The sequence below is a fragment of the Pseudomonas paraeruginosa genome, from assembly GCF_003025345.2.
Lineage (GTDB): Bacteria > Pseudomonadota > Gammaproteobacteria > Pseudomonadales > Pseudomonadaceae > Pseudomonas > Pseudomonas paraeruginosa.
Genome location: NZ_CP020560.1, coordinates 3300410 through 3324611, shown reverse-complemented (window position 1 = coordinate 3324611; position 24202 = coordinate 3300410). Strand labels below are relative to the sequence as shown.

At 67.7% G+C, this 24202-nt stretch carries 21 protein-coding genes and 2 pseudogenes; 10 read left to right on the top strand and 13 right to left on the bottom strand.

Going from position 1 to position 24202, the window contains the following annotated elements; translation table 11 throughout:
* Positions 1-58: 58 nt before the first annotated feature.
* From B7D75_RS15665 to B7D75_RS15655, 3 genes are all read right to left on the bottom strand, one after another.
* Positions 59-280, bottom strand: coding sequence for a hypothetical protein (locus B7D75_RS15665; protein WP_012076139.1), 222 nt, complete (start codon positions 278-280; stop codon positions 59-61).
* Positions 281-282: 2 nt separating this feature from the next.
* The gene (gene ccoN, locus B7D75_RS15660; protein WP_053806713.1) at positions 283-1725 is read right to left on the bottom strand and encodes a cytochrome-c oxidase, cbb3-type subunit I; all 1443 of its coding nucleotides are present in this window, start codon (positions 1723-1725) and stop codon (positions 283-285) included.
* A 391-nt stretch (positions 1726-2116) separates the two neighbouring features.
* Entirely contained in the window at positions 2117-3040 is a 924-nt protein-coding gene (locus B7D75_RS15655; RefSeq protein WP_012076136.1) for a DUF808 domain-containing protein, read from the bottom strand.
* A gap of 179 nt (positions 3041-3219) precedes the next feature.
* Between B7D75_RS15655 and B7D75_RS15650 the strand changes: the two genes are divergently transcribed.
* The gene (locus B7D75_RS15650) at positions 3220-4674 is read left to right on the top strand and encodes a TrkH family potassium uptake protein (protein ID WP_034080064.1); all 1455 of its coding nucleotides are present in this window, start codon (positions 3220-3222) and stop codon (positions 4672-4674) included.
* Here B7D75_RS15650 and B7D75_RS15645 read toward each other — a convergent pair whose 3' ends face one another.
* Positions 4675-5496 (bottom strand): aminoglycoside phosphotransferase family protein, encoded by an 822-nt coding sequence (locus B7D75_RS15645; protein ID WP_043103070.1) that lies wholly within the window; start codon positions 5494-5496, stop codon positions 4675-4677.
* A 7-nt stretch (positions 5497-5503) separates the two neighbouring features.
* Positions 5504-6381 (bottom strand): annotated as a pseudogene (locus B7D75_RS15640) (LysR substrate-binding domain-containing protein).
* A gap of 84 nt (positions 6382-6465) precedes the next feature.
* Between B7D75_RS15640 and B7D75_RS15635 the strand changes: the two are divergent.
* A complete protein-coding gene (locus B7D75_RS15635; RefSeq protein WP_033997222.1) occupies positions 6466-7293 on the top strand; it encodes a class I SAM-dependent methyltransferase in 828 nt (275 codons plus the stop codon).
* Positions 7294-7314: 21 nt separating this feature from the next.
* Here B7D75_RS15635 and modC read toward each other — a convergent pair whose 3' ends face one another.
* From modC to B7D75_RS15615, 4 genes are all read right to left on the bottom strand, one after another.
* Entirely contained in the window at positions 7315-8400 is a 1086-nt protein-coding gene (gene modC, locus B7D75_RS15630; protein ID WP_004367884.1) for a molybdenum ABC transporter ATP-binding protein, read from the bottom strand.
* A 1-nt stretch (position 8401) separates the two neighbouring features.
* Positions 8402-9088 carry a molybdate ABC transporter permease subunit gene (gene modB, locus B7D75_RS15625; protein ID WP_012076131.1) on the bottom strand — a complete coding sequence of 229 codons (687 nt, stop codon included), beginning with the start codon at positions 9086-9088 and terminating at the stop codon, positions 8402-8404.
* A 12-nt stretch (positions 9089-9100) separates the two neighbouring features.
* Positions 9101-9856 (bottom strand): molybdate ABC transporter substrate-binding protein, encoded by a 756-nt coding sequence (modA, locus tag B7D75_RS15620; protein ID WP_043103067.1) that lies wholly within the window; start codon positions 9854-9856, stop codon positions 9101-9103.
* A 101-nt stretch (positions 9857-9957) separates the two neighbouring features.
* Positions 9958-10608 (bottom strand): TetR/AcrR family transcriptional regulator, encoded by a 651-nt coding sequence (locus tag B7D75_RS15615; RefSeq protein ID WP_034080058.1) that lies wholly within the window; start codon positions 10606-10608, stop codon positions 9958-9960.
* A 132-nt stretch (positions 10609-10740) separates the two neighbouring features.
* On the opposite strand from B7D75_RS15615, the gene B7D75_RS15610 reads away from it, so the two are divergent.
* The 8 genes from B7D75_RS15610 (at position 10741) to B7D75_RS15575 (ending at position 20590) form a co-directional block, all read left to right on the top strand.
* Positions 10741-12420, top strand: coding sequence for a VRR-NUC domain-containing protein (locus B7D75_RS15610; protein ID WP_107114203.1), 1680 nt, complete (start codon positions 10741-10743; stop codon positions 12418-12420).
* On the top strand, positions 12413-14689 hold the full coding sequence (locus tag B7D75_RS15605; RefSeq protein WP_107114202.1) for an ATP-dependent DNA helicase: 2277 nt from the start codon (positions 12413-12415) through the stop codon (positions 14687-14689). The genes B7D75_RS15610 and B7D75_RS15605 overlap by 8 nt, the downstream gene beginning before the upstream one ends.
* An 88-nt stretch (positions 14690-14777) precedes the next feature.
* On the top strand, positions 14778-14987 hold the full coding sequence (locus B7D75_RS15600; protein WP_012076126.1) for a hypothetical protein: 210 nt from the start codon (positions 14778-14780) through the stop codon (positions 14985-14987).
* Positions 14988-15130: 143 nt separating this feature from the next.
* Complete coding sequence (locus B7D75_RS15595) at positions 15131-15658, top strand: type II secretion system protein N (protein ID WP_054080491.1); 528 nt, start codon at positions 15131-15133, stop codon at positions 15656-15658.
* Positions 15645-17954 carry a type II secretion system secretin GspD gene (gspD, locus tag B7D75_RS15590; protein ID WP_034080051.1) on the top strand — a complete coding sequence of 770 codons (2310 nt, stop codon included), beginning with the start codon at positions 15645-15647 and terminating at the stop codon, positions 17952-17954. Before B7D75_RS15595 ends, gspD begins: the two co-directional genes overlap by 14 nt.
* 166 nt (positions 17955-18120) lie before the next feature.
* Positions 18121-18360: an acyl carrier protein gene (gene acpP, locus B7D75_RS15585; protein WP_012076123.1), complete on the top strand. Its 240-nt coding sequence runs from the start codon at positions 18121-18123 to the stop codon at positions 18358-18360.
* Positions 18361-18627: 267 nt separating this feature from the next.
* Positions 18628-19053, top strand: coding sequence for a hypothetical protein (locus B7D75_RS15580; RefSeq protein ID WP_012076122.1), 426 nt, complete (start codon positions 18628-18630; stop codon positions 19051-19053).
* 280 nt (positions 19054-19333) lie between these two features.
* Positions 19334-20590: a M23 family metallopeptidase gene (locus B7D75_RS15575; protein ID WP_058145391.1), complete on the top strand. Its 1257-nt coding sequence runs from the start codon at positions 19334-19336 to the stop codon at positions 20588-20590.
* A gap of 18 nt (positions 20591-20608) precedes the next feature.
* Here B7D75_RS15575 and B7D75_RS15570 read toward each other — a convergent pair whose 3' ends face one another.
* The 4 genes and pseudogenes from B7D75_RS15570 to B7D75_RS15555 all read right to left on the bottom strand — a co-directional run.
* Positions 20609-21493, bottom strand: coding sequence for a DMT family transporter (locus tag B7D75_RS15570; protein ID WP_107114201.1), 885 nt, complete (start codon positions 21491-21493; stop codon positions 20609-20611).
* Positions 21494-21565: 72 nt separating this feature from the next.
* Positions 21566-22366, bottom strand: a complete 801-nt coding sequence (locus B7D75_RS15565) for an AraC family transcriptional regulator (RefSeq protein ID WP_107114200.1) — start codon at positions 22364-22366, stop codon at positions 21566-21568.
* 2 nt (positions 22367-22368) lie between these two features.
* Positions 22369-23160, bottom strand: a complete 792-nt coding sequence (locus tag B7D75_RS15560) for an EcsC family protein (protein WP_003156207.1) — start codon at positions 23158-23160, stop codon at positions 22369-22371.
* Positions 23161-23239: 79 nt separating this feature from the next.
* Positions 23240-23780: pseudogene (locus B7D75_RS15555) on the bottom strand (magnesium transporter CorA); the annotation flags it as partial.
* Between the last annotated feature and the right edge of the window lie 422 nt (positions 23781-24202).

The following is a 24202-nucleotide window of genomic DNA, read 5'->3' as shown; positions in this document are numbered from 1 at the left end:
CGGCCCCGCAAAGGCACTTGCGTGCTGGAGGCATCCATCCCTGGATGATGGAGTCGGTTCAGGCGAGGAAGGGCGGGTCGCTTGTCTCGCGGACTTCCTCGAGCGGCCGCACGACTCGCCGACAGACCTTGCCGGTATCCCGGGCCACCCGTCGGGCCGCCTCCGGGTCGTCGGCGAACGGCAGCAGGGCGGCCTGCTCGCGCTCCTCGCGGGTACTGCCGGCGAGGCTGAGGACCAGGCCGAGCGCCAGGGTCGAGAGACACAGCAGGGACAGCAGCATGTTCAGGCCTCCTGCCCGGCCGCGAGGGCCGGCAGTGGCCGGTCCTGCGCCGCGCGCAGGGTCCGCCAGGTGTTGTAGGCCATCAGCAGCATGCCGCTGGCGAAGGTGGCGCCGCCGAGCAGGCGCACCACATAGCCCGGATGGCTGGCCACCAGCGCCTCGACGAACGAGTAGGTGAGCGTGCCGTCCTCGTTGATCGCCCGCCACATCAGGCCCTGGGTGATGCCGTTGACCCACATCGAGGCGATGTACAGCACGGTGCCGATGGTGGCCAGCCAGAAGTGCGCGTTGATCAGGCCGGTGCTGTGCATCCGCTCGCGGCCCCAGAGTTTCGGGATCATGTGGTAGAGCGTGCCGATGGAAATCATCGCCACCCAGCCGAGGGCGCCGGCGTGGACGTGGCCGATGGTCCAGTCGGTGTAGTGGGACAGCGAGTTGACGGTCTTGATCGCCATCATCGGGCCTTCGAAGGTGGACATGCCGTAGAACGCCAGGGAGACCACCAGGAAGCGCAGGATCGGATCGTCGCGCAGCTTATGCCAGGCACCGGAGAGGGTCATCATGCCGTTGATCATGCCACCCCAGCTCGGCGCCAGGAGGATCAGCGACATCACCATGCCCAGCGACTGCGCCCAGTCCGGCAGCGCGGTGTAGTGCAGGTGGTGCGGGCCGGCCCAGATGTAGATCGAGATGATCGCCCAGAAGTGCACGATGGACAGGCGGTAGGAGTAGATCGGCCGGCCGGCCTGCTTGGGCACGAAGTAGTACATCATGCCGAGGAAGCCGACCGAGAGGATGAAGCCGACCACGCTGTGCCCGTACCACCACTGGATCATCGCGTCGGTGGCGCCGGAATAGGCGGAGTAGGACTTGGTCAGGCTCACCGGTAGCAGCGCATGGTTCACGATGTGGACCATCGCGGTGACGATGATGAAGGCGCCGTAGAACCAGTTGCCGACGTAGATGTGCTTCACCTTGCGGCGGGCGATGGTGCCGAAGAACAGATAGGCGTAGACCACCCAGACGATGGTCATCCACAGCGCCAGGGGCCACTCCATCTCGGCGTATTCCTTGGAGGTGGTGTAGCCCAGCGGGTAGCTGACGATCATCCCCACGATCGCCGCCTGCCAGCCCCAGAACACGAAGCGCGCCAGGGAATCGGAGATCAGCCGCACGCCGCTGGTGCGCTGCACCACGTAGAAGGACGTGGCGAACAGCGCGCTGCCGCCGAAGGCGAAGATCACCAGGCTGGTATGGATCGGGCGGATCCGGCCGAAGCTGGTCCAGGGCAGGTCGAGGTTGAGCTGCGGCCAGACGAGTTGGGCGGCGATGAACACCCCCAGGCCCATGCCGAGGATGCCCCAGACCAGGGTCATCAGGGTGAACTGGCGGACGACGTCGTAGTTGTAGCCGTCCGGGTCTTTTCTGCTATCCGTATCGTTCATGGTCGCTGGCACGCCGGGCCCCGGAGTCCGGCCGGCTGGCGAGCAGGCGCGACCCTCGGGTCCTCGTTGGGTTATCGGTATTTTTCTGGGTATCCCGTTGCCGGGTCGATGGAGTGCGGAGGTCGGATCTTCGTCTGGAAGGCTCGGAACAGACGGCTCGTGGCACTTGGTGGACATTCTAGGAGGGGAGGTTTATTCGTCTCCAACGAATAATGTTGCTATTACAGTGCAAAATAATTGAATTAAAGCGAGCGAGGTCTTGCGTGGGGACGAGCCCTCGCGGATGTCCGCGCCACGAGGTGGGACGAGTTCTGCGCTAGGGCGGATAACCGTTTCGCGGTTATCCGCCGTTCCTGCGGTAATGGCGGATGACGCTGCCGCGATGACAGGCTCAGCCCGCCTTTTTCTTCTTCGGCAGCAGGCGCTTGACCAGCAGCACCCCTGCCAGCACCACCGCGCCGGCGACGATGCCGAACAGGAAGTTCAGCAGGGTCGGGGTGATCGCCGCCAGCAGCGGGCCCAGCGTGGCGATGCCGGCGACGCTCTGCGCGGCCTGTTCGATGGCGTGGTGGACCAGCGGGATGCCGTGGGTGAGGATGCCGCCACCGACCATGAACATCGCCGCCATGCCGACCACCGACAGGCCTTTCATGAGGTACGGCGCGGTGCGCAGGATGGCGCCGCCGAGCCCCCGGGCGAAGCCGCTGTCGCGCTTGGACAGGTAGAGACCGGCGTCGTCCAGCTTGACGATACCGGCGACCAGGCCGTAGACACCGACGGTCATCACCAGGGCGATGCCGACCAGCACCAGCACCTGGGTGGTGAAGCTGGACTCGGCGACGGTGCCGAGGGTGATGGCGATGATTTCCGCGGAGAGGATGAAGTCGGTGCGGATGGCGCCGCCGATCTTCTGTTTCTCCAGGGCTGCCAGGTCGACGTTGGCCGCCAGCGCCTGCTCGTCGCCATGCTCGTCTTCATGGGGCAGGTACTTGTGGGCGATCTTCTCGAAACCCTCGAAGCACAGGTAGGCGCCGCCGAGCATCAGCAGCGGGATCACCGCCCAGGGCGCGAAGGCGCTGATCAGCAGGGCGGCGGGGACGAGGATCGCCTTGTTCCGCAGCGAGCCCTTGGCCACCGCCCAGACCACCGGCAGTTCGCGGTCGGCGTTGACCCCGGTGACCTGCTGGGCGTTCAGCGCCAGGTCGTCGCCGAGGACACCGGCGGTCTTCTTCGCGGCGACCTTGGTCATCAGCGAGACGTCGTCGAGCACCGCGGCGATGTCGTCGAGGAGGGTGAGGAGGCTGGCTCCGGCCATCTTGGGGTTTCCTTACAGGTAGTGGGCGGTGAGGGGCGCCTATTTGACAATGTAACGATGCCCGCGAACAGAGGGCCTTTGCGGCTGAAACAGGCAATTTCGACAGGCAGTTCCGGATTCGCCCCATGGGCCGCTAGAATACGCGGCTGTTCGCCTCCCCTGAAACAGGTTGTTACGGAATGAGCCTTTCCCTGCTTCGCCTGGTGGGATTCGTCCTCGGTCTTTTCCTGCTCACCCTGGCGGCCAGCATGCTGATTCCGCTGCTGACGCTTGTGCTCTTCCAGCGCTACGACGATTTCGATGCCTTCCTCTGGTCGAGCCTGCTCACCGCGGCTGCCGGCCTCGCGCTTCTCCTGCCGGGGCGCCCGGCTCAGGTGCATTTTCGTGCCCGGCACATGTACTTCCTGACCACCGCCAGCTGGGTGGTGGTCTGCGCCTTCGCCGCCTTGCCGATGGTGATGGCGCGGCACATCAGTTATACCGACGCGTTCTTCGAGACCATGTCGGGCATCACCACCACCGGTTCCACGGTATTCAGCGGCCTGGACCAGATGTCGCCGGGTATCCTCATCTGGCGTTCGCTGCTGCACTGGCTCGGCGGCATCGGCTTCATCGGCATGGCGGTGGCGATCCTGCCGCTGCTGCGCGTGGGCGGCATGCGCCTGTTCCAGACGGAGTCTTCCGACTGGGGGGAGAAGGTGGTGCCGCGATCTCACATGGCGGCCCAGTACATCCTCGCTGTCTACGTGGCGCTCACGCTGCTGGGCGTACTGTGTTTCTGGTGGGCGGGCATGACGCCCTTCGAAGCGCTCAACCATTCGATGGCCGCGCTTTCCACTGGTGGCTTCTCCACCTCCGACGCGTCTCTCGCGCACTGGCCGCAGCCGGCGGTGCACTGGGTCGCCGTGCTGTTCATGATCCTCGGCAGTCTGCCGTTCACCCTCTATGTCGCTACTCTGCGCGGCCATCGCATGGCCCTGCTCAAGGATCACCAGGTACATGGTTTCATCGGCTTCCTGGGGGTGACCTGGCTGGTGATCGCCTGCTGGCTCTGGATGAACTCCGATTATGGCTGGTGGGATGCGCTGCGCCTGGTGGCCGTCAATGTCACGTCGGTGGTGACCACCACCGGCTTCGCCCTGACCGACTACACCACCTGGGGCACCTTCGCGGTCATGCTGTTCTTCTACCTCACGTTTGTCGGCGGCTGCTCGGGATCGACTGCCGGAGGACTGAAGATATTCCGCTTCCAGGTGGCCTTCGTGCTGCTCAAGGCCAACCTGCAGAACCTGGTGCATCCGCGCGCGACTATCCGGCAGAGCTACAATGGTCATCCGCTGGACGAGGAAATCGTCCGCTCGCTGATCACCTTTTCGTTCTTCTTCACCATCACCATCGGCGTGATCGCGCTCGGGCTGACCATGCTCGGCCTCGACTGGATTTCCGCACTCACCGGTGCCGCCACCGCCGTGTGCAACGTCGGGCCTGGGCTCGGGCCGATCATCGGACCGGCGGGCAATTTCTCCAGCCTGCCAGACATGGCCAAGTGGCTACTGACCGTCGGCATGCTGCTGGGGCGCCTGGAAATCCTCACCGTACTGGTGTTGTGCACCCGCGCATTCTGGCGCTTCTGATCAGGCCTCGCGGAACAGGCTGTCGAGTGCCAGGCGGGCGATGACCAACTCGGCTGCGGTCTCCTCGTGGCTACCATCCTCGTCGAACCAGGCCGCCGAAAGGCCGGCCCAGGCCAGGATCCACAGCAGCAGCCGGTGTCGCTCCAGGCCACTGGCGGCGACGACGATGTCCAGCTGGCGCCCGAAGCGACCGGGCGCCTGGGCGGTCTTCGCGTCGGGGTTGGTGAACAGGTTGGCGTAGTCGTAGCCGCGTTCGCCGTAGAGGCGCTTGGGATCGATCACCAGCCAGCCGCGCGCGCCGAAGTCGAGCACATTGCCGTGGTGGATGTCGCCGTGCAGCGGGCGCTGCTCGCGGGCGGTCGCCAGCAGGTGGCGGGCGGCGTCCGCTGCGTCGACGTAGAGCCCGCCGTAGCGGCGCTCGGCGGCGTACAGCGAGTCGAACCAGCGCTCCAGCGGGACCAGTTCCGGCAGCGGCCCCGGGCGCGGCACGTGGATACGCTCGATGGCCTGGCAGAGGATGCGCGTCGCCTGTTCGTCCTCGCCGCGCTCGACCATCTGCAGCAGCGAGCGCGTGCCGGTGGCACGCTCCATCAGCAGCGCCTGTTCGTCATGGGCCAGCACTCGCGCGGCGCCCTGGCCGTCCCACCAGTTGAGCAGCACGTGGCCGAAGCGTTCCTCCTCCGCGCAGGCGATCTTCAGCATCGCCGGCGCGCCGCGATGGCGGACCGGCAGCAGATGGCTGCTGTGGGTGGCGAAGGGCGCGCCGTCGGGTTGCAGCGCCCAGCGTTCGAGATAGGGCGAGAAGTCGAGGCGCTCGTTCACGGCGGACTCAGGCGCCGAGGCGCTGCTGGATGAAGTCGAGGAAGCACTGGATGCGCAGCGCCAGTTGCGAATTGCGGTAGTACACCGCATGGATCGGTTGCCGGTATTCGCTCATCTGTTCGGCGAACAGCGGCACCAGTCGGCCTTCCAGGATGTCGCGGTCGGTCATGAAGCTGGCCAGGCAGGCGATGCCCTGGTGGCTCAGCGCCAGCTGGCGCAGGGTTTCGCCGCTGGAGGCGCAGATGTCCGGCTGGATGTCCAGGCGGTCGCCGTCGACATGTACCACCGGCCAGCGGTTGAGGTGTTCTGGCTGGGTGAAACCGAGCAGCGTGTGCTCGGCCAGCGCCTCGACATCCCGTGGCGGGCCAGGTACTCGGGGCTGGCGAGGATGTGCAGGCGGCTGGCGCCGAGCGGGCGAGCGTGGAGGGTCGAGTCGCTGAGGGCGCCGATGCGGATCGCCACGTCGGTGCGCTGTTCCAGCAGGTCGATGATCAGGTCGTTGGTGTTCAGTTCCAATTGGATGTTCGGGTACAGCCGGCGGAACTCGCCGATGTGCGGCACCACCGCGTGCAGCATGAAGGGCGAGGCGGCGTTGATCCGCAGGCGCCCGGCGGGACTTTGCCGGCGCAGGGCGAGGCGTTCCTCCAGTTCTTCCATCCGTTGCAGGATCTGCCGGGCCTGTTCGAGGAAATAGCGCCCTTCCTCGGTCAGTTCCATGCGCCGGGTGGTGCGGTTGAGCAGGGTGGTGCCGAGCTTGTGCTCGAGGCGCGAGAGGGTACGGCTGACGGCCGAGGCGGTCAGACCCATGTGCTCCGCGGCAGCGCTGATGGAACCGCTGTCGACTACACTGACGAAGCTTTGCAGTTCATCGGAGTTGGCTTTCATTCGTGACTCCAGGGCAATCATTGCGAAGCATAGCGATCTTTTCAGCAATGAATGAAGAGGCACGCGTGCCAGCAGGAGGTTTTCATGCCCGGCCATCGCATCACCCTCACCGGAGAAAAGCAGACACTCCTGATCACCCTCTACGCCAAGGCTCTGGACAGCCGCCTGGAGGACTCCATCCTCCATGATCGTTTCGCCGAGGAGGCGGTGCGGCAGATCGACTTCGACTTCTCCAGGGTCGCCCTCGGCAAGGGCAACGAACGGGCCCTGGCCATGCGCTCGCATTACTTCGACCAGGCCTGCCGCGACTTCCTCGGCCGCCATCCCGAGGGCCAGGTGCTCAACCTCGGTTGCGGCCTGGACAGCCGTATCTACCGGCTCGATCCGCCGGCCGAGGTGCCTTGGTTCGACCTTGACTATCCGCAGGTCATGGACCTGCGCGAGCGCCTCTACCCGCCGCGCGCCGGCGCCTACCGGGCGCTGCGCCACTCGGTGGACGACGACGGCTGGCTGCAAGGGGTGCCGCGCGAACGGCCCGCCCTGGTCCTGGCCGAGGGGCTGATGCCTTATCTGCGGGAGCCCCAGGTGCGGCGCCTGGTGGAGCGCCTGGTCGACCACCTGGGCAGCGGCGAGCTGCTGTTCGACGGCTACGGCCGCCTCGGCATCATGCTGCTGCGCCTGTATCCGCCGCTGCGCGAGACCGGGGCGCAGGTGCACTGGAGCATCGACGACCCGCGCGAACTCGAGCAGTGGCATCCGGCCCTGCGCTTCATCGAAGAGGTCACCGACTACGATCCGCAGGATGTCGCCAAGCTGCCGCAGTCGTCGCGGCTGCTGCTGCCGATCTACAACGGCTTCGCCTTCCTGCGGCGGATGGGCCGGTTGATCCGCTACCGTTGGCCCAGGGTCTAGGCGCCGAGGCGAGGCCGGGGTTCAGGCGAGCACCGCCACCGACTTGATCTGCGCCCACACCAGCTGGCCGGGCCGTAGTTGCAGTTGGTCCCGTGAGTAACGGGTGATCCGCGCCAGCAACGGGTTGCCGCCGGCGTCCAGGCGCACCAGCACGTGGGCCGCGGTGTCGGTATCGACCAATTCCAGGACCCGTACCGGCAGGCGGTTGAGGATGCTGCTCTGGGCGTCCTCGCGCAGGTTCAGGCTGACGTCGCGCGCCTGTACCTTGAAGCGCAGGCGCTTGCCGGCAGCCAGCGGGGCGTGGGCGACACGCATCTGCAGCGCGCTGCCGGGCAGGACCAGGGTCAGCAGGCCGTAGGCCGGGTCGTGGCCGCTGACCGTACCCTCGATCACCACCCCGGCGTCGTCGTCCAGCGCCAGCGGCAGGTCCACTCGCGCCAGGGTTTCGCCGATCGGCCCGCTGGCGCGGACCCTGCCGTTCTCCAGCAGCACCAGGTGATCGGCCAGGCGCGCCACTTCGTCCGGCGAATGGCTGACATAGAGGACCGGGATGTCCAGTTCCTCGTGCAGGCGTTCGAGATAGGGCAGGATCTCGCCCTTGCGTTTCAGGTCGAGGGATGCCAGCGGCTCGTCCATCAGCAACAGACGCGGGCTGGTGAGCAGGGCCCGGGCGATGCCGACGCGCTGCTGTTCGCCGCCGGAGAGACGTTCGGGCATGCGCTCGAGCAGGTGCTCGATGCCGAGCAGGGCACAGGCCTGTTCCAGCTCGACGCGGCGTTCGGCGGCGGCGATGCGCCTGAGGCCGAAGACCAGGTTGCGCCGCACCGATAGATGGCGGAACAGGTTGGCGTCCTGGAACACATAGCCGAGGGCGCGCCGGTGCGGCGCGACGAAGAGGTTGCGGCGGCTGTCCTGCCAGGTCTCGCCGTTGATCGTCACCTCGCCCTCGGCGGCCTTTTCCAGGCCGGCGATGCAGCGCAGGCAGGTGCTCTTGCCCGAGCCGGAATGGCCGAACAACGCGGTGACGCCGCGGCCGGGCAGGTCCAGGTCGACGTCCAGTTCGAAGCCGGGGTAGGCGCGGCGGAAGCGCAGGCGCAGGCCATCCATCTCAGGCCCAGCCCGGCCGGCGGCGCCGGCCCGAATAGAGGGCGAGGAGGACGATGAAGGAGAACACCACCATGCCACCGGCCAGCCAGTGGGCCTGGGCGTACTCCATGGCTTCGACGTGGTCGAATATCTGCACCGAGACCACGCGGGTCTTCTCCGGAATGTTGCCGCCGATCATCAGCACCACGCCGAACTCGCCGACGGTGTGGGCGAAGCCGAGGATCGCGGCGGTGACGAAGCCCGGCCGGGCCAGCGGCAGGACCACGCTGAAGAAACGGTCGATGGGGCTGGCGCGCAGGGTCGCAGCGGCCTCCAGCGGTTTCTCGCCGATCGCCTCGAAGGCGTTCTGCAGCGGTTGCACGACGAAGGGCAGCGAGTAGAACACCGAGCCGACCACCAGGCCGGCGAAGGTGAAGGGCAGGGTGCCCAGGCCGAGGCCCTGGGTGAGCTGGCCGATGAAACCGTTGGGACCCATGCTGACCAGCAGGTAGAAACCGATCACCGTCGGCGGCAGCACCAGCGGCAGGGCCACCACCGCGCCGATCGGCCCCTTCAGCCAGGAGCGGGTGCGCGCCAGCCACCAGGCGATGGGCGTGCCGATCAGCAGCAGGAGGAGGGTGGTGAGCGAAGCCAGTTCGATGGTCAGCCAGATGGCCGCCAGGTCCGTACTGTCGAGTGGCAACGCCATGCGGGTCCCGCCTTAGAGTTCGTAGCCGTAGGACTTGATCAGCGCGGCGGCCCTGGGACCCTTGAGGTAGTCGACCAGGGCCCTGGCGGCGGCGTTGTCCTTGCCCTTGTTGAGGATGACCGCGTCCTGACGGATCGGGTCGTGCAGCTCGGCGGGAACGATCCAGGCCGAGCCGCTGGCGACTTTACCATCCTTGTAGATCTGCGACAGGGCGACGAAGCCCAGTTCGGCGTTGCCGCTGGAAACGAACTGGTAAGCCTGACTGATGTTCTGTCCTTCCACCAACCTCGGCCCGAGCGTGGCGGCGAGACCGAGCCTGTCCATCGCCTGGGTCGCGGCGAGGCCGTAGGGCGCGGTCTTCGGGTTGGCGATGGCCAGGTGCTTGAAGCCGGCGCGCTTCAGCACCTCGCCCCTGGCGTCGACGTAGCCGGCCTTGGGCGACCAGAGCGCCAGGGTGCCGATGGCATAGGTGAAGCGCGAGCCGGGCACGATCTCGCCTTCCTGCTCCAGCTTCGCCGGCGTGCTGTCGTCGGCGGAGAGGAAAACCTGGAATGGCGCGCCGTTCTTGATCTGGGCATAGAACTGGCCGGTGGCGCCGTAGGCGGCGACCAGCCTGTGCCCGGTGTCCTTTTCGAAATCCCTGGCGATGGCCTGGATCGGCGCGGTGAAGTTGGCCGCGACGGCGACCTGAACTTCCTCGGCGCTGGCGGCCAGGGTTACGGCGCTGGCGAGGAGGGCGAGCAACAGCTGGGGCAGTCGGGTGGTCATGGGAGCTCCTGTGGAGGGCGGACGGGGCTGGCGCAAGCTTAGGGCTTCGCTATGGCTTTTGGAATATAGCGGTGCGTGGAAATTGATCTCGCGCAAGACGCTCAGGCGCCCACCGCACGGATCCGCCGGCGCGCGGCGGACTCGGCGGGGGTGGCGAGGCAACCGGCGCAGACCAGCCGGACGATGTTCTCCGCCGCCTGCCGGTAGTCGTCCGGACGCAGTCCCGCCTGCCCGGTCAGACGCGCCAGCTGCCAGCCGCCGAGGGCATAGGACTCGGTCATGGCCCAGAGGTTGAGCAGCAGGTGGTACGGATCCAGCGGCGCCAGCAGGCCCTCGGCGATCCAGTGGCGGATGCGTTCGGCGTTGCGTTCGGCCTGGGCGTCGAGGCGTTCCAGCAGCGTCGCCGGCATGCGCGGCGCGCCGCGCATGATCTCGCAGGAGAAGACCCTGGCCGCGTGCGGCCGCTCGGCGCCGATGCGCATCTTGTTGTCGACGTAGGCGCGTAGCGCCTCGGCGGGCGGCTGGTCGCCGGCGAATGGCCGGGAGGCTTCCAGCAGAGGCTCGACGATGCTGTCCAGCACCGCTTCGTAGAGTTGCGCCTTGGAGCGGTAGTAATAGAGCACGTTGGCCTTGGCCACGCCGGCGTGCTCGGCGACGTCGCTGAGCCGGGCGGCGCTGAAGCCGCAGTCGGCGAAGACTTCGCAGGCGGCGTCGAGGATCAGTTGCAGGTTGCGTTGGCGGATCTTCTTCATCGGACCGATACGGGGCAGGTTTCGTTGTTAATATTTTTATATAACGAACGCCTTGTGCCTGGATAGTCGTCGCCATGCCGGTGACGCTTGATCGGATGCGCATTGCCAAGCCGCGGGGGCACTGGTATCTGTATGCATGAACAGTACCAGGCTCCGCTTCCCGTGAATTCCCCAGCGCTTCCCGAACCCTTCTACTACCTGCACAACTTCCGCGCGGTGCTCGCCTGGATCGGCGAACGCTATGCCGATCTGCTCGACGACCAGGAGCGCGCCTTCATCGCCGCGTTCGCCGCGCTGCCCGAGGCCAGCCAGGCGTTGCTGGTGCGCATGGTGATGCGCAAGGGCACGCTGTTCCGCGAAGGCAAGCTGGCCTATGCCGAGATCGGCGATACCCATGCTGCCGTGCAACCCTTGCTCGCGCTGGGCTGGGTGGACGCGCAGCCGGAGCTGGAACTGGCGCAGCTGTTCGCGCTGCTGAAGAAGGACGAATTGTCGCGGCTGTTCCGGGCGCATCTCGAGCGGGCCAACCTGCGCAAGGACGAACTGCTGGAACGGCTGCAGCCGTTGTTTCCCGAGGCGCGGCGGCTGGCCGAGTGGCAGGCCGACTTCCCCGAGCCGATCTATGCGCTGCGCTGCATGGCGCTCTGCGACCGCCTGCGGCTGATGTACTTCGGCAACCTGTGGCAGGACTGGTCGGAATTCGTCCTCGCCGATCTGGGCATCTATCGCTACGAAAGCGTCGAGTTTTCCGCCGATTCCCGCGGCTTTCGCCAGCGCGAGGACATCGACGCCTACCTGCGCCTGTTCGATTGCCGGCAGCGCTTCGACCTCGGCGAGCCGCTGGGCGAGCTGCTCGCCGACCTGCCGCGCGAGCCGTATGCCAACTCCTGGCTGGAGGGGCGACGGGTCAAGCTGCTGTTCCAGTTCGCCCAGCACTGCGAGAAGCGACAGGATTTCCACCTGGCCCACGCACTCTATCGCCAGTCCAGCCATCCCGGCGCGCGCCTGCGGGCGATCCGCAGCCTGGAGCGCGGCGAGCGCTTCGCCGAGGCCCATACGCTGGCGCTGGAGGCCGCCAGCGCGCCGGAAAGCGACGCCGAGCGCCAGGGCCTGGCGCGGCTGTTGCCGCGCCTGCAGGGCAAGCTCGGCCTGCCGCGGCAGGCGCGGGCCGCGCCGCCGGAAATCGAGCGCCTGGAACTGTGCCTGGCGTTCCCGGACGAGCCGCGCAGCGTCGAGTGGGCGGTCCGCGAGCACCTGGAAGAGCCCGGTTGCGCGGTGCACTACGTCGAGAACGGCCTGATCAACTCGCTGTTCGGGCTGCTCTGCTGGGAGGCGATCTTCGCCGCCATTCCCGGGGCGTTCTTCCATCCCTTCCACAGTGCGCCGGCGGACCTGCACGGTGCCGACTTCCACCAGCGCCGCGCCGCCCTGTTCGAGGCCTGCCTGGGCCGGCTGGAGGATGGCAGCTATCGCGATGCGATCCGCCGCCGCTACCGCGAGAAATCCGGCCTGCAGTCACCCTTCGTCCACTGGGAGCTGCTCGGCGAGGATTTGCTCGAGCAGGCGCTCGACTGCCTGCCGGCGGCCCACCTGCGCGCCTGGTTCGAGCGCCTGCTGGAGGATATCCCGGGCAACCGCGCCGGCCTGCCGGACCTGATCCAGTTCTGGCCGGCGCAGCGCCGCTACCGGATGGTCGAGGTCAAGGGACCGGGCGACCGCCTGCAGGACAACCAGTTGCGCTGGCTGCAATTCTGCCGCGAGCGCGACATGTCGGTGGCGGTCTGCTACGTGCAGTGGCGTGCCGATGCCTGAGGCCGGCGTCGACGTCCCTTACCAGGTGGCGGTGCGCGCGCTCTGCGAGTTCACCGCCAAGCGCGGCGACCTCGACCTGCGCTTCACCCCTTCGCCCAGCGCCCTGGAGGGCATCGCCGGACACACCCTGGTGACCTCCCGGCGTCCCGCCCACTACCAGCGCGAAGTGGCGCTGAGCGGACGCTACCGGCACCTGCAGGTACGCGGCCGGGCGGATGGCTACGATCCACAGGCGAACTGCCTGGAGGAAATCAAGACCCACCGCGGCGACCTCGCCCTGCAACCGGCCAACCACCGGCACCTGCACTGGGCCCAGGCCAGGGTCTACGGCTGGCTGCTCTGCGCCGAACGGAAGCTGGAGGAAATCGAACTGGCGCTGGTCTACCTGGAGGTCGGCGGCCACAAGGAAACGCGTTTCGTCGAGCGCCAGCGCGCCGACGACCTGCGGATCTTCTTCGAAACCCAGTGCCAGGCGTTTCTCGCCTGGGCCGAGCAGGAACTCGCGCACCGCCAGCGACGCGACCGCGGACTGCTCGCGCTGCGCTTTCCCCACGGCGAATTCCGCCATGGCCAGCGACAACTGGCGGAGGCGGTGTACAAGGCGGCCTCCGCCGGTTGCTGCCTGATGGCACAGGCGCCGACCGGGATCGGCAAGACCATCGGCACGCTGTTCCCGCAGCTCAAGGCGATGCCCGGGCAGCGCCTGGACCGGCTGTTCTTCCTCGCCGCCAAGACCCCGGGTCGGGCCCTGGCCCTGGATGCCCTGCGCAGCCTGCACGGGGAGGCCGGCGAACTGCCCGTGCGAGTGCTGGAACTGGTGGCGCGGGACAAGGCCTGCGAGCACCCGGACAAGGCCTGCCACGGCGAATCCTGTCCCCTGGCCCGGGGCTTCTACGAGCGCCTGCCGGCGGCGCGCGCCGCCGCCGTGGAGGCGCGCTGGCTGGACCAGGCGCGGTTGCGCGAGGTGGCGCTGGCGCACCAGGTCTGCCCCTATTACCTGGGCCAGGAACTGGCGCGCTGGTGTGACCTGGTGGTGGGCGACTACAACTACTACTTCGACCTCGGCGGCATGCTCCATGGTCTGGCCCAGGTCAACCAGTGGCGGCTGGCGGTGCTGGTGGACGAGGCGCACAACCTGGTGGAGCGCGGCCGGCGGATGTACTCCGCCGAACTCGACCAGGGCGATTTCCTCGGCGTGCGCAAGAGCGCCCCGGCGGTCCTGAAGAAACCCCTGGAACGCATCCAGCGTGCCTGGAACGAACTGGCCAAGGCCCAGGCGGACGACTACCAGGCCTACGAGGAGCCACCGCAGAAGCTGCTCCTGGCCTTGCAGAGCGCGGTGGGGGCGATCAACGACCTGCTCGCCGAGCAGCCGCAGGCGCTGGAGCCGGCGCTGCAGGAGTTCTACTTCGCGATCCTGCAGTTCGGCCGCCTCGCCGAGCTGTTCGGCGAGCATTCCCTGTTCGATATCGAGAAGCGTCCAGGCAGCGGCGGCCGCAGCCTGGCCCGCCTGTGCCTGCGCAACGTGGTGCCGGCGGCGTTCCTCGCCGAGCGCTTCGCCGCCAGCCGTTCCACCGTGCTGTTCTCCGCTACCCTCGGGCCGCGCGACTATTACGCCGACCTGCTCGGCCTGCCGGCGGGCACGCCCTGGCTGGAGGTGGACTCGCCGTTCAGCGCCGAGCAGCTGGAGGTCCACCTGCAACGCCGGGTGTCCACGCGCTACGCGCATCGCCAGGCATCCCTGGCGCCGATCGCGGCGATTCTCGGCGAGCAATTTCGCCAGCGGCCGGGCAACTACCTGGCCTTCTTCAGCAGTTTCGATTACTTGCAGCAGGCGCTGGAAGTCTTCCGCCAGGCATACCCGTGGCTGCCGTGCTGGAGCCAGACGCGACGGATGGACGAAGAGGAGCGCCGGGCCTTCCTCGAACGCTTCGTCGCGGGCGGCGAGGGCATTGGCTTCGCCGTGCTCGGCGGTGCCTTCGGCGAAGGCATCGACCTGCCGGGCGAGCGCCTGATCGGCGCTTTCATCGCCACCCTCGGGTTGCCCCAGGTCAACCCGGTCAACGAGCAGATTCGGCTGCGCATGCAGCGCCTGTTCGGCGACGGTTACGACTACACCTACCTGTACCCGGGCCTGCAGAAGGTGGTCCAGGCCGCTGGGAGGGTGATCCGCAGCCGCAGCGATCGCGGCGTGGTGCATCTGATCGACGACCGTTTCGCCCAGGCCAGGGTGCGCCGGCTATTGCCGGGCTGGTGGCAGGTGCGTTGACCGGTTGCGGCACGCCGGGGGTGCTGCCGGAGCGCTGGGGAGCCATGTATAATCGCGCCCCCACGATTTCCCCCGATCCGGACACGCCATGGCTTCCGCCCCCGACGCTACTCCCCAGGCCCCTACCACCGACGACGCCCCGGCCCCTGCCGCGCCGAGCGACGCCAGCGCGCTGCTGAAAGCCGCCCTGGCGAAGAAGAACCAGGCCCAGCTCTATCCGCAGCACAGGGTCCACGACAAGGGCCAGCGCCCCGGCATGGCGCCGCGCGGCACCCGTCGTTCGATGGGCAAACGCTGATACCGGTCTTTCTCCACGACCGTTTTGTGGGCCAGTTCCCGGCCCGGCGGTTCAAAGCGGGCGTCTTTAACAGTTTTGCCCTTTCGCGGCCATAGGCCGCGAGACCATCCCTTATGCTCGCCGCCCCTGGGCGAGCCGCGCCGTTGCAGCATGCCCGTCTGCCGGAACCCGTCTGCTGCATGTCGCGTCATTTCCCATCGTTTCCCATTGCCCCGCGTGGCCTGTCCAGGCAGGTGCCCGCCGCGCTCTGCGTGCTGCTGCTGGCGTTGCTCAGCGCCAGCCTGGCCAGCCAGGCTCGGGCCCTGCGCCATGAACTGGGCGCGTTGCCCGCCGCGTTGCCCGTGGCACCCGCGCGCGCGTCGGTGCCGGCTTCGCGCGCGGCGCTCGCCAGGTTGTTCGGCGCGGCCCCGCCGCCACGCGGCGCGCCCGCCGGCGAGCGCCTGCAATTGCGCCTGCTGGCCTGCTTCCTGGCGCGTCGCGCGGATCGTTCGGCGGCGCTGATCGCGGTGGCCGGGCGCTCGCAGCGCTTCCTGGCGGGCGCCGAAGTGCGCCCCGGCACCGTGCTGCTGGCGGTCTATCGCGACCACGTGGTGCTACGCGACCAGGGTCATGAAGAACGTCTGTATTTCCCCAAAGCCGGAAGGGCAGAAGCCACCCATGCCACGTTGTAGTACCCGTTCCGCCCTCCGTCTGTCTTCGCTGTTCCTGCTGCTGGCGCTCGTCACTCCCGGCCTGGCGGCGACGGCGCATCCGGCGCCTGCCGCCACTGCCGCCGCGCAGGAGGAAGAGCAGTGGACGATCAACATGAAGGAGGCCGAGCTCGGCGACTTCATCGAGCAGGTCTCGGCCATCAGTGGCCAGACTTTCATCGTCGATCCGCGAGTGAAGGGTCGGGTCACGGTGGTTTCCCAGGCGCGGCTGAACCTGGCGGAGGTCTACCAGCTGTTCCTTTCGGTGCTCGCCACTCATGGCTACGCGGTGCTGCCCCAGGACGGGCAGGCGCGCATCGTACCGAACATGGAGGGGCGCCAGGACGCCGCCGGTGGCGGCGTCCACGTCGGGCCGGGCAGCCTGGAGACGCGGGTGATCCAGGCCCGGCAGACCTCGGTGGTGGAGCTGATCCCGATGATCCGTCCGCTGGTCCCGGCCCACGGCCATCTCGCGGCGGTACCCTCGGCCAATGCGCTGATCGTCAGCGACCGGCGCGCCAACATCGAGCGCATCGAGTCGATCGTGCGCAGCCTCGACCAGGCCGGCGAGCACGACTACAGCATCTACGACCTGCGCCATGCCTGGGTCGCGGAAATCGCCGAGGTGCTCGACCAAAGCGTCACCCCGGCCGCCGGAAAGAACGCCGCCACCGTCCAGGTCCTCGCCGACAGCCGCAGCAACCGCCTGGTCCTGCTCGGCCCGCCACAGGCGCGGGCACGGCTGTTGCGCCTGGCGCAGTCGCTGGACGTGCCATCGTCGCGCTCGGCCAACAGCCGGGTGATCCGCCTGCGCCATGGCGACGCCAAGACCATCGCCAGCACCCTGGGAGAGATCGGCGAGTCGCTGCGGGAAGGCGGGGATCAGGGACAGCGGCGCAGCGGCAAGCGCGGCGCGCTGGTGCGTGCCGACGAATCGTTGAATGCGCTGGTGATCCTCGCCGATCCGCAGGAGGTCGGATTGTTCGAGGAGATCGTCCGCCAACTCGACGTGCCGCGCGCGCAGTTGCTGGTGGAGGCGGCGATCGTCGAACTGACCGGCGAACTCAACGAGGCGCTCGGCGTGCAATGGGCCATGCGCGGCGGGCATGCCGTCGGCGGCACCAGCTTCGCCGGCAGCGGACTGTCCATCGGCACGCTGCTCGGTGCGCTACAGAGCGGCAAGCCACCAGCCGAACTACCGGATGGCGCCATCGTCGGCCTTGGCAGCCGCGACTTCGGCGCGCTGATCACCGCGCTGACCCGCAACAGCAACAGCAACCTGCTGTCGACCCCGAGCCTGCTGACCCTGGACAACCAGAAGGCGGAGATCCTGGTCGGGCAGAATGTACCGTTCCAGACCGGTTCCTACACCACCAACAGCGAAGGATCGAGCAACCCCTTCACCACTGTCGAGCGCAAGGACATCGGAGTGACCCTGAAGGTGACCCCGCATATCGGCGATGACCGCATGCTGCGCCTGGAAATAGAGCAGGAGATCTCCTCGATCGCGCCAGCGGCCACGCTGGCGGCCAAGACGGTGGACCTGGTGACCAACAAGCGCTCGATCAAGAGCACGGTGCTTGCCGACGACGGCCAGGTGATCGTGCTTGGCGGGCTGATCCAGGACGACGTGGTGCGCAGCGACTCGCGGGTGCCCCTGCTCGGCGACATTCCCGGGGTCGGCCGGCTGTTTCGTTCGACCCGGGACACCCGGGTGAAGCGCAACCTGATGGTCTTCCTGCGCCCGAGCATCGTCCGCGACGCCGTCGGCCTGGCACGGGTCAGCCAGGGCCGCTACCGTTCCATCCAGGTATTGCGCGGCGCCTCGACTCCCTTGTTCGACGCCGCCCCGGCCATCGACCTGCGCCCCGCCGCGCAGGCCCTGCCGGCGCTTCCCGAGTCGCCGCGCGGCTACCCGGAGCCGGCCCCGGTGCTGATGGAGAAGCCGCGCCTGGCGGACCCGGCGAGCCTGGGCAACGGCCGTGGCGGCGAGGTGCTGGAGGTGCGCGAGAGCGAGCCCTCGGCGGCGCCAGCGCGGCGTTACACGGTGCGCCTGATCGAAGGTAGCAGCGAGGCGTTCATGCGGGCGCTGATCGAACGCCACGCGGGGCTGGCCTTGCGCCTGCGCCGCGAGAAGCGCGACGACGGCGAGTGGTTCGCCGTGGAGCAGGGCGATTTCGCCGATCCGCGGCAGGCGCAGCGGGCCCTGGCCGGATTGCCGGAGAGCCTGCCGCGGGCCAGGGCGCGGGTGGTAGCGCGCACCCAGGAAAGGCTGTGACAGGCTTCATCTTCCCGGCAGCGGTTCAGCCACCGTGCCAGCCCGGCAGGGCGCGGCGGCCGTGGGTCGGCCTTCCGCCACTGCCAGATCTGGCAGTTGTCGCTGGCGGGGGCGGAGGCTTTATTAGCCGCACTTTTCCACGGTCGGGACATCGGGACCGCGAGGCATGGACGACATCGAGACCAGAGTGAGGAAACTGGTGGCCGCCCGGCTCGGCGTGGAGGAATGCGACATCCGGCTCGACAGCGACTTTCGTCGCGACTTCGGAGCCGAGTCGCTCGAGGTGGTCGAGCTGGTCATGGCCCTGGAAGCGGAGTTCGGCGTCGAGATCGCCGATGACGACGTGGAGCGGATCGAGACCGTGCGCGAGGCCGTCGACTACCTCGAGGAAGCCGTCCCTAGCTGACTCCCCCTGGACCACCGGCCGATGCCCGTGGTCATTCCCTGCGAAACGCTGTGCGCCACCTCCCGCCGTCGGCGGCAAGGTGCGCGACGTCCCGCGCTTCGATTCCGCCGGATCGTCCAGCCCGCCCCGGGCCGATCCGGCTTTTTTTTCCGCCGCCAGGCTGCCGTCGGTTGGAATTCCTGAATCTTCCCGTGCCTCGCCGGTCGACCCGACAAGGGCGCTGCGCGGTGCGCAGTCTTCATCCGACATTCGTAACGGGAGGTCGCCATGGCTACACGACGGAAAACCACGCCCCAGGAAATCGACGATATCCAGGACCGCATGGGCTCGATCCGCGAGCTCGATTTCGACGAGCGCCGCCAGGCGCGCAAGGCGCGCATCGGCGATGAGCGTCCGGAAGCCGAGGTGGACGCCGAGTTTTCCTCGCGACGGGTGCGCGAGGCCGGGCATGCCGGCGGACAGCCGGACGCGGACGATGGTTACCAGGACAATGTCGGCATGGACGACCTGGCGCCGGAGACCCTGATCGACGAGAGCGGCGCCCGCTCGCCCGCCGAGCGTGGCGGTGAAGCACCCGCGGACAAGCGGCTGAGGGTCGTGCGTGGCAACGAGATCGGTGCCGGACACGGTCTCGACGAGGCCGAGATGGCCCGTCGCGACCCCCTCGACGGTAGCGGCGACGAAGAGCGTTGAAGGCGCGGATTGTATCGAGGTATTTCCGTGGGCTGGCGTACTGTGATCGACTCGATGGGTGCTTGGTGCGCTGCCGCACATTTTTCCGACTGAAACTGCCAGGGGGCGGATTTACTGCAAAAGCTGGTAGTTGCCCCCCGGCTGGTGGCGTTGCACGGTCCTGCGGCGTGCAACCCGGCCTGGGCGAAATACCGGCGGAGCGGACCAGGTCGCCCCGTTGGAGACGATGTTGCCGGGCTGCTGGCTTTCAAGGTTTCCCTTCGATGACCAGGAGCTACCCATGCAACACAAACGATCGCGTGCCCTGGCGAGCTCCAGCTCGCCGTTTCTGCTCGCCGTGTTGGCGCTTGCCGTGAGCGGCGCCGCCAGCGCCCACGACGAGGGTCTGCCGGCATTCCGCTATACGGCGGAACTGCTCGAGCGGCTGCAATTGCCCAGCGTGGCCCTGCCGCTGAACGACGACCTGTTCCTCTACGGCCGCGACGCCGAGGCCTTCGACCTGCAGGCCTACCTGGCGCTGAACGCGCCGGCGTTGCGCGACAGGAGCGAGTACCTGGAGCACTGGAGCGGCTACTACAGCATCAACCCGAAAGTGCTGCTGACGCTGATGGTCATGCAGTCCGGCCCGCTCGGCGCGCCGGACCCGCAGGCCCTGGCGGCGCCGCTGGGGCGCCTGTCGGCGAAGCAGGGCTTCGAGGCCCAGGTACGCGATGTGCTGCAGCAGTTGTCGCGGCGCTACTACGGCTTCGAGGAGTACCGGTTGCGCCAGGCGGCAGCCGCCGGCACCGTTGCCGAGAACGGCCTGAACCCGGCTTCCGCCGCGCTGCTGGGGCTGCTGTTGCAGGACACGGCGAAAGCCGACGCCAATGGCGGTCATCCGCTGGGCGCCTATGCCGAGACCTTCCAGCGGCTTTTCGGCACCCCGTCCCAGGCGCTGCTGCAGCCGCGCAACCGTGCGGCCCGCCAGCTGCAGGCGAAGGCCGCGCTGGTGCCGCCGGCCAACCTGATGCAGTTGCCATGGCGGCAAGGCTACTCCTGGCAGCCGAATGGCGCGCATTCGAACAGCGGCTCGGGCTATCCGCTGTCGTCCATCGACGCCTCCTACGACTGGCCGCGCTGGGGCAGCCCGACCTACAGCGTGGTCGCCGCCCATGCCGGCACGGTGCGGGTGCTGTCGCGCTGTCAGGTGCGGGTCACCCATCCCAGCGGCTGGGCGACCAACTACTACCACATGGACCGGATCCAGGTGAGCAATGGCCAGCAGGTCAGCGCCGACACCAAGCTCGGGATCTATGCCAGCGATATCAACACCGCACTCTGCGAGGGCGGCAGCTCGACCGGACCGCATCTGCACTTCTCGCTGCTGTACAACGGTGCCTTCGTGTCGCTGCAAGGCGTCAACCTCGGCCCCTATCGGATCAATGTCGGCAGCGGCAACTACGACAACGACTGCCGGCGTTTCTATCTCTACAACCAGAGCGCCGGCACCACCCATTGCGCCTTCCGCCCGCTGTACAACCCCGGCCTGGCCTTCTGACGCCCGGGGGGCCCGTCTTCAGCCGGGCCCCCTGCGCCGGCCGTTCGGCAGCAGGACCGCCAGCAAGGCCAGCAGGACGCAGCCGAGACCACACAACTGGCGCACCGACACGGTTTCGCCGGCCAGCGCCGCTGCCAGCAGCGCGCTGACCGGCAATAGCGCGGTGAACAGCGAAGCTTCGCTGGCGCTGACCCGGCTGGCGCCGGCGTACCAGAGCAGGAAGCCGGCCACCGTCGGCAGCAGCGCGTAGTAGAGCACCGCGAGCAGCGCCGACAGCGGCACCGTGGCGAGGCCGGGCAGGGCGGGCAGCGCCAGCGGCAGGCTCAACAGCAGGCCGAGGGCGCTCATCGCGGTGGACAGCGGCAGCGCTGGCACAGCCGTGCGCAGCGCCTTGTTGAGCAGGATGAACAGCGCCTCGCAGCCCACCGCCAGCAGCACCAGCAGGTTGCCCAGCCAGGCGCCGCGCGGGCCGCCGGGCTCCAGGGTGATTGCCGCCACCCCGGCCGAAGCCAGCGCCAGGGCCGCCAGCAAACGGCGCGACGGACGTTCACCGAGCAGCAGGATCGACAGCGAGGCCGCCACCAGCGGCAGGGCGCCGAGGATCACCCCGGCGTCGGCGGCCGAGGTGTAACGGAGGCCGACGATCAGCAGCACCGTATAGCCGACACTGCCGGCCGCCGCCTGCGCCAGCAGCAAGCATCCGTCGCGTGCTCCCAGGCGCGGCCAGCGCTGGCCGGACAGGCGCAGCAGGATGAGGAAGCAGGGCAGGGCGAGGGCCAGGCGCAGGGCGGTGGCGAGGAAGGGGTCGAGGGCGTGGGCCAGCAGCTTGCTGACCACCACCGTGCTGCCGACCAGCAGCATGGCCAGTGCCAGGCAGGACTGGGCGAGGTGACGGGAGGACATGACATGGGCTTCCGCTGTTGGAGCGGCCTACTGCACCAGCAATGCGGACGGCGTTCTTGAACGAAATTGCAGTCAGCGCCGGGGCCGGGCGTAGCGCCCGGGCGAGATGCCATAGAGGCGGGCGAACAGCCGGGTCAGGTGGCTCTGGTCGGCGAAGCCACAGGCCAGGGCGATGTCGGCCAGCGGCTGGTCGGTGCCGAACAGGCCACGGGCGCGCTCCAGCCGGCGTTGCAGCAGGTAGGCGTAGGGCGTGAGACCGGTGGCGCGGGAGAAGGCACGCAGCACCTGGTAGCGGCTGAGGCCGGCGATGCTGGCCAGTTCGGCAAGGCTCAGGGGCGCGAGCGGATCGTCGTCGATCCGCTCGCGCAGAGGCTGGATGCGGATGTCCGCCGGCGGCTGGCGGGAAGGTACGACGATCTCCGCCAGCAGGCCGACCAGCGATTCCTCGATGGCCAGCGACTGGGCGTCGCCCAGTGTTTCGGTCAGTGCCGTGAACGCCTGGCGGAACACTGCCGCCAGCCTCGGCGCGCGCAGTACCGGGAGGGTGAATTCCGGCGGGCTCGCCGAACGCTCGTCGATACCGGCGCAGGCTTCGGCCAGCAACGCCGGCTCCAGGTAGAGCATCCGCCAGCGTCGCGCCCGCCCGCCCAGCGGACTGCCGTCATGCACTTCGCCGGGGTTGACGGTGATCAGGTCGCCAGCCTCGGCCTCGACCATGCCGCGCCCGCTCAGGGACTTCTGCGCGCCGGCCTCGACCAGACCGATACCGTACTGTGCGTGGGAATGCCGGGGGAAACGGTGCAGGCTTTCCGCGGCGACCGCCTCCACCCCCGCCAGATGCGCGGGCAGCAGCTCGAAGTCGCGCGCCGGCATGCTCAGCCGAGCCGCGGCAGCAGGGCATAGGCCTCGCGCACCACGTCCTTGCCGTAGTGACGCTCCAGGCGACGGACTACGAAATGGCCGCGGGCCATGGCCTGGAAATGGTTCATGAACACCGTGTTGATCGCCGCGCCGCCGAGGGCGCCGACGATCGGCACGATCTGTGCCGCGAGTTTCTCCGAATATTGCACGCCCAGGCGTTCGGCGACCTTGCGCACCAGCGCCAGGAGCATCGGTGCGGCCTTCTTGCTGCCGGCGTCCTTGCCGAGGAAGTCGGCGGCGGCCTTGACCTGCTGTGCCAGCGCCGTGCGCACGGCATAGTAGCCCGACTCCGAGGCATCGTCGGAGCCTGACTTGCCGCCGAGGGCGAAGACCTCGATGCAGGCCATCAGGGTATCCATGTCCTTGACCGACTCGCCCTCGCTGCGTGCGATGTCGGCGATGGAACGGAAGATGATGCCGGTGGTGACCGGTACCTCGACGAGCATCGCCAGCGGCCCGAAGAAGCCGCCGACGCCACCGGAAACGGCGGCGCCCAGGGTATGCAGGCGGTTCGCCGGCTGACCGCTGGCGTTCTCCTGGAGGGTCGCGGTGGCCGAGCGGGCGACTTTCAGCAATGCGCCTTCGATCACCGAACCGAGCTTCTCGCTGACCTTGCGCGGCAGCTTCTTCAGGCCGTATTCGATCGGTGTGCCGAGCAGGCTGGTGAGCTGCGCGGTGAGGCCGGGGTTCTCCAGCAGGTTCTTGGCGGCCTGGAGTTGCTTGAGATCGGCGGGGGAGAGGCTCATGGGCGGTCCGGGTGGAGGGTCGTCGTGCAACCTAACCACTGTCCGCTGGCGTTGTCCATGTTCAGCAGTCGTCGTGTTGTTCGGCGCGGTTCGCGGAGAGGCGCAGGGCCAGCAGCTGGTCCTCGATATGGTCCACCGTCATGCGGGTGTCGCGGGCGATCTGGGGCAGTCGCCCTGGTCGCGCAGCAGGTGGATCAGCAGTTCCAGGGACGAGCGGAGGAGCGAAAGCGTTCGCCGTGCTTCACCGAGGAGCGCGGTTTGTCCACCGAGCGCAATGGCTGCGTCCGCGCGTTGACCGGCAGGCGACCGCGGGCGCAGACCACAGAGGGTGGTGACCTCCGAGGAAACCAGGCGGAAATTGAAGACCACGTCGTTGACCACTGCCAGCAAGGTGGAGTCGACGTGCCCGATGCGCGCGGAGCGCGAACCTTCGCGCAGGCTCTCGAAGGAATAGTCCGGCACTTCCTCAGCCGGCGCTCAGAAACACGTCCGGGTCCCGGGCCTGTCGCAGGCAGGCAGGCGAGGGCGGAGTCGACTTCCCGCCCCGGTTCGCCGGGGCGAAAGCCATGGATCAGGCCGGACAGGTCGGTGTCCTGGGCAGGGGAGAAATCGTGATTCATGCGCGCTCGCGGGAGAAGACCGATTTCGTAACTTGGCACCGGATCGGTGACGCTTTGATGGCGGAGCGATGGAAATCGCCGTGTGGAAGAATAACGAGGTATCGGAAAGTCATTTCGTGGTGAACCGGCGCACCTGGAAATCTGTTATGAAATCCGCATCGTAGAGTTCTGATATTGATTTCGAGGTTTATTGGAATGGGTTTACTTTTTCAGGTCCATCGGAATGTTTACAAAGTATTATATCTTTTTGATTATATATTGATTATCAAGAAGATAGAGTCGTGATGGCTAAGTGATTTCAGATTCTTGAGAAGTTGTATCGATTGGTTTTCCACCAGGGGTTTTCTTAGTCGTTATATATAAAGTCAGACTCGCCTTTTGTTTAAAAGCTGCTATTTCTGGATTACATGGTGCGACCGCTC